At 38.9% G+C, this 3,155-nt stretch carries 2 protein-coding genes; both read right to left on the bottom strand.

Features of this window, described 5'->3' with window-relative positions:
• Nucleotides 1-458: 458 nt before the first annotated feature.
• On the bottom strand, nucleotides 459-2,012 hold the full coding sequence (locus tag CXF78_RS18250; RefSeq protein ID WP_102037554.1) for a lytic transglycosylase: 1,554 nt from the start codon (nucleotides 2,010-2,012) through the stop codon (nucleotides 459-461).
• Between the two features lie 149 nt (nucleotides 2,013-2,161).
• Entirely contained in the window at nucleotides 2,162-2,941 is a 780-nt protein-coding gene (gene gloB, locus CXF78_RS18245) for a hydroxyacylglutathione hydrolase (protein ID WP_102037553.1), read from the bottom strand.
• Nucleotides 2,942-3,155: the final 214 nt, after the last annotated feature.

Genomic DNA, 3,155 nt, shown 5'->3' with positions numbered 1-3,155 from the left:
GGTTTGCAGTTAACTAACCTCAACTCGGGTTAAGAAGTGGGATATGTGAGTCGAAATGACAATATTCGGCCTATTTTATATCAAGCTTGTCTTTTGTTTTGCTAATAAGGCAAATTGGTACGTCAATAGCTAGCCTATTGCAAGTCAATGCAACACAGTTAGCGAGACAAAGGACTGTTTGATAAACGTTTATTATCCCAGTAGAGGTTAACTAGGTTAAAAATGGATAGTAATGTGCTGTAATGGCAGTATGGTTAGCCTAATCAAATTATTGAACACTGCGAAACAGTTGATTTATTAATGTTATGCCATAAAAAACGGACAAGTAATAACTTGTCCGTTTTTTATGGCTGAATTTAACTGAGTATTTAATTCATACCAATAGCGATTCCAATACCAATACCAATACCAATATCAATAACCTTTGTTGAGTAACAGTGCCTTATAGGCAAAGCTAACTAGCTATTGGTCACAATCAGTTTCAGTATCTGTCCAGGTTGGATCAATTTACTATTTTGTAAACTGTTCCATTCGATTAACTCTGCAACGGTAACCTTATATTTAAGTGCTATACGCGCTAAAGAGTCACCTGATTGGACGCGATAGCTAACCGTTTTATCATTGCTTGCAGTGATAATGGCGACTTCATTAGGAAAAATAACTAATGATTTACCGATGGCTAACGTGGATTGTTTTTTAAGATTATTCCATTTCATTAATTGTGCGACAGTCACTTGCTGTGACTGCGCTATCTTCCATAATGAATCACCAGATTTAATGATATAAGCTTGCTTGTTTGGGCTTGATTTGACCACCGTTTTACGTGCCAGTACTTGGTCTGCGGTCATGGTGGCTAAATCTGGATCTTTTGCCGCAACAGGAATAATTAAAAATCGACCAGCAATAATATTATTGCCTTTAATACCGTTACTGCTTCTTATTAATGTAGCCGTGGTTTCAAATTGGTCGGCAATTTCACTGATGCTATCACCAGACTTAATTTTATAACGAACCCAGTTAATACGGGAGTTTGGTTCAATAGTGGCTAATGCTCGTTTAAAGGATGCCGCTTTATCACTAGGCACAATCAATTGATGCGGACCTTGTGGGGCTGTTGCCCAGCGCTTTAAACCTGGATTAATCGCTTTTAAATCATTTATGTCAATTTGAGCCAAATCAGCCGCTAAATTAATATCGAGTTGGCTTTCAATATCGACTACCTCTATTTGAGGTGAGTTATCTATAGGCGTTAAATTGATGCCGTACTTATCTGCATGTTTAATGACATCTGCCAATGCTAATAACTGGGGGACATAGTGAGCAGTTTCTCTTGGCAGCGATAATGACCAGAAATCTGTCGATTTTCCGCGGGATTGGTTATGTTTTATGGCATTGAATATTCGACCTTCACCAGAGTTATAAGCGGCAATGGTATATAACCAATTGTGATCCATTTTGGCGTAAAGGTATTCCATTAAATCTAAAGCTGCTTTTGTCGATGAGGCAACATCACGGCGTCCGTCATACCACCAATTTGTCTTTACGCCAAACGACATGGCCGTTGGTGAGGTTAATTGCCATAAACCCGAAGCATCACTTGGTGAATGAGCGAGTGGGTCAAAACCACTTTCAACAATAGGCAGCAATGCTAGCTCTAAAGGTAAATTGCGTTTTTTTAACTGTTCAACAATGTAATACAGATATGGCTGAGCACGTTGAGTCACGATTTCTAAATGCATAGGATTTTCGATGTACCATTGGCGGTACTGAGCAACCAAAGCATTATCGACAACAGGAAAGCGCATTTGGTTGCTGATCCTGAGCCATAAATCGTTAACTTGAGCAACTTGTTCTTCAATTTGCTCAAGGGTTACGGTCGCTGATTTTTTGTTTTTAGCGTTAGCTGTAACAGTCTGGGTTGTACTATCAGAACTTGGCTCTGCAGTATGGAGTGTCTGGCACCCCGTTATAGCCAGCATACTGCCAGCTATAATAATCAAGTTTGCTTTCATTTGAAGATACACTTCCTCAAGTTCTCAGGGCGTAAAAAAAGGGCGAACATACCAAATGCCTATGAGACTCTTTTGGACATGCTTTAGTTCAGTTTGGCATTGTAGATTAAATTATTTGGCATGTCTTATTAAAGTGTTTTCATGTTAATCTAAAATTGATTTTTCCATTCCCTTAATAATGTAAATGTCTGAATATCATCTATATTTTCTATTTTGTATTCTGTTGATATTGCGACTTGAGTCTCATTTATATGACAACGTAGGAACGGGTTTATGGCTTTTTCTGTCGCGATTGTGCTAGGGATGGTTGGTATGTTTTGTGAGCGTAATTGACTAACTTTATGGGCATAATCAATCAACTGTAAATTATTGGGTGTGACATGTAAGGCGAAATTAAGGTTGGATTGTGTGTATTCATGAGCACAGAAAACTTGGGTTTGGTCGGGTAAGTTTGCCAACACGGTCAACGATTGCAGCATTTGCGTCGGAGTGCCTTCGAATAACCGTCCACATCCGCCACTGAATAAGGTATCGCCACAAAATAATTTATCATCAATATAGTAGGCAATATGACCTAAAGTATGTCCTGGTACGGCTATCACCTGAGTAAGCCCTAAATGAGGTATCTCAATATTTATATCCGATGTAACTGTTAATGGGTGGGTTAAACCATCGATACGTTCGTTACTCGGACCATAAACAATAAGACTATTGTTGAAGTGCTGTTGCAGTTGTTTTATACCGCCAGTGTGGTCGCTGTGGTGGTGGGTAATGAGAATACCGACTAAGTTAAGTTCTGTGGTGGCTAAATAATCGATAACACTTTGGCCACAGCCTGGATCAACTACGTAAGCATCAAGGCTACTTGTTTGATGAATTAACCAAAGGTAGTTGTCATTAAAAGCTGGAATGGCGTGAACGTTAAGCATAATCTGACTCGAGTGATGATTGACTATCTGTTAGGGTAACGGATATCGTTAAATAACTTCAAGTGAAGTTATTCTGAAAGTATCAATGATGGTTAGCTGAACATCAAACAAGCTATGGTAAAGTTGATGGGTTGAGAAAATATGACATTTTTGCAAAGTATTAGTTGGCGGGCTCCATGTTAAAACCCCTTATTTGGCAAGATTTGCCTTTTGG

Origin of the sequence: Shewanella sp. 11B5, assembly GCF_002836795.1 — a bacterium.
GTDB lineage: Bacteria > Pseudomonadota > Gammaproteobacteria > Enterobacterales > Shewanellaceae > Shewanella > Shewanella frigidimarina.
Note: the sequence above shows the minus strand (reverse complement) of the source record. Positions and strands in the feature narration are given on the sequence as shown.

Excerpts from the sequence above, each read along its gene's own strand:
- CXF78_RS18250 (WP_102037554.1), bottom strand. The coding sequence starts at position 2,012 with ATGAAAGCAAACTTGATTATTATAGCTGGCAGTATGCTGGCTATAACG.
- gloB (WP_102037553.1), bottom strand. The coding sequence starts at position 2,941 with ATGCTTAACGTTCACGCCATTCCAGCTTTTAATGACAACTACCTTTGG.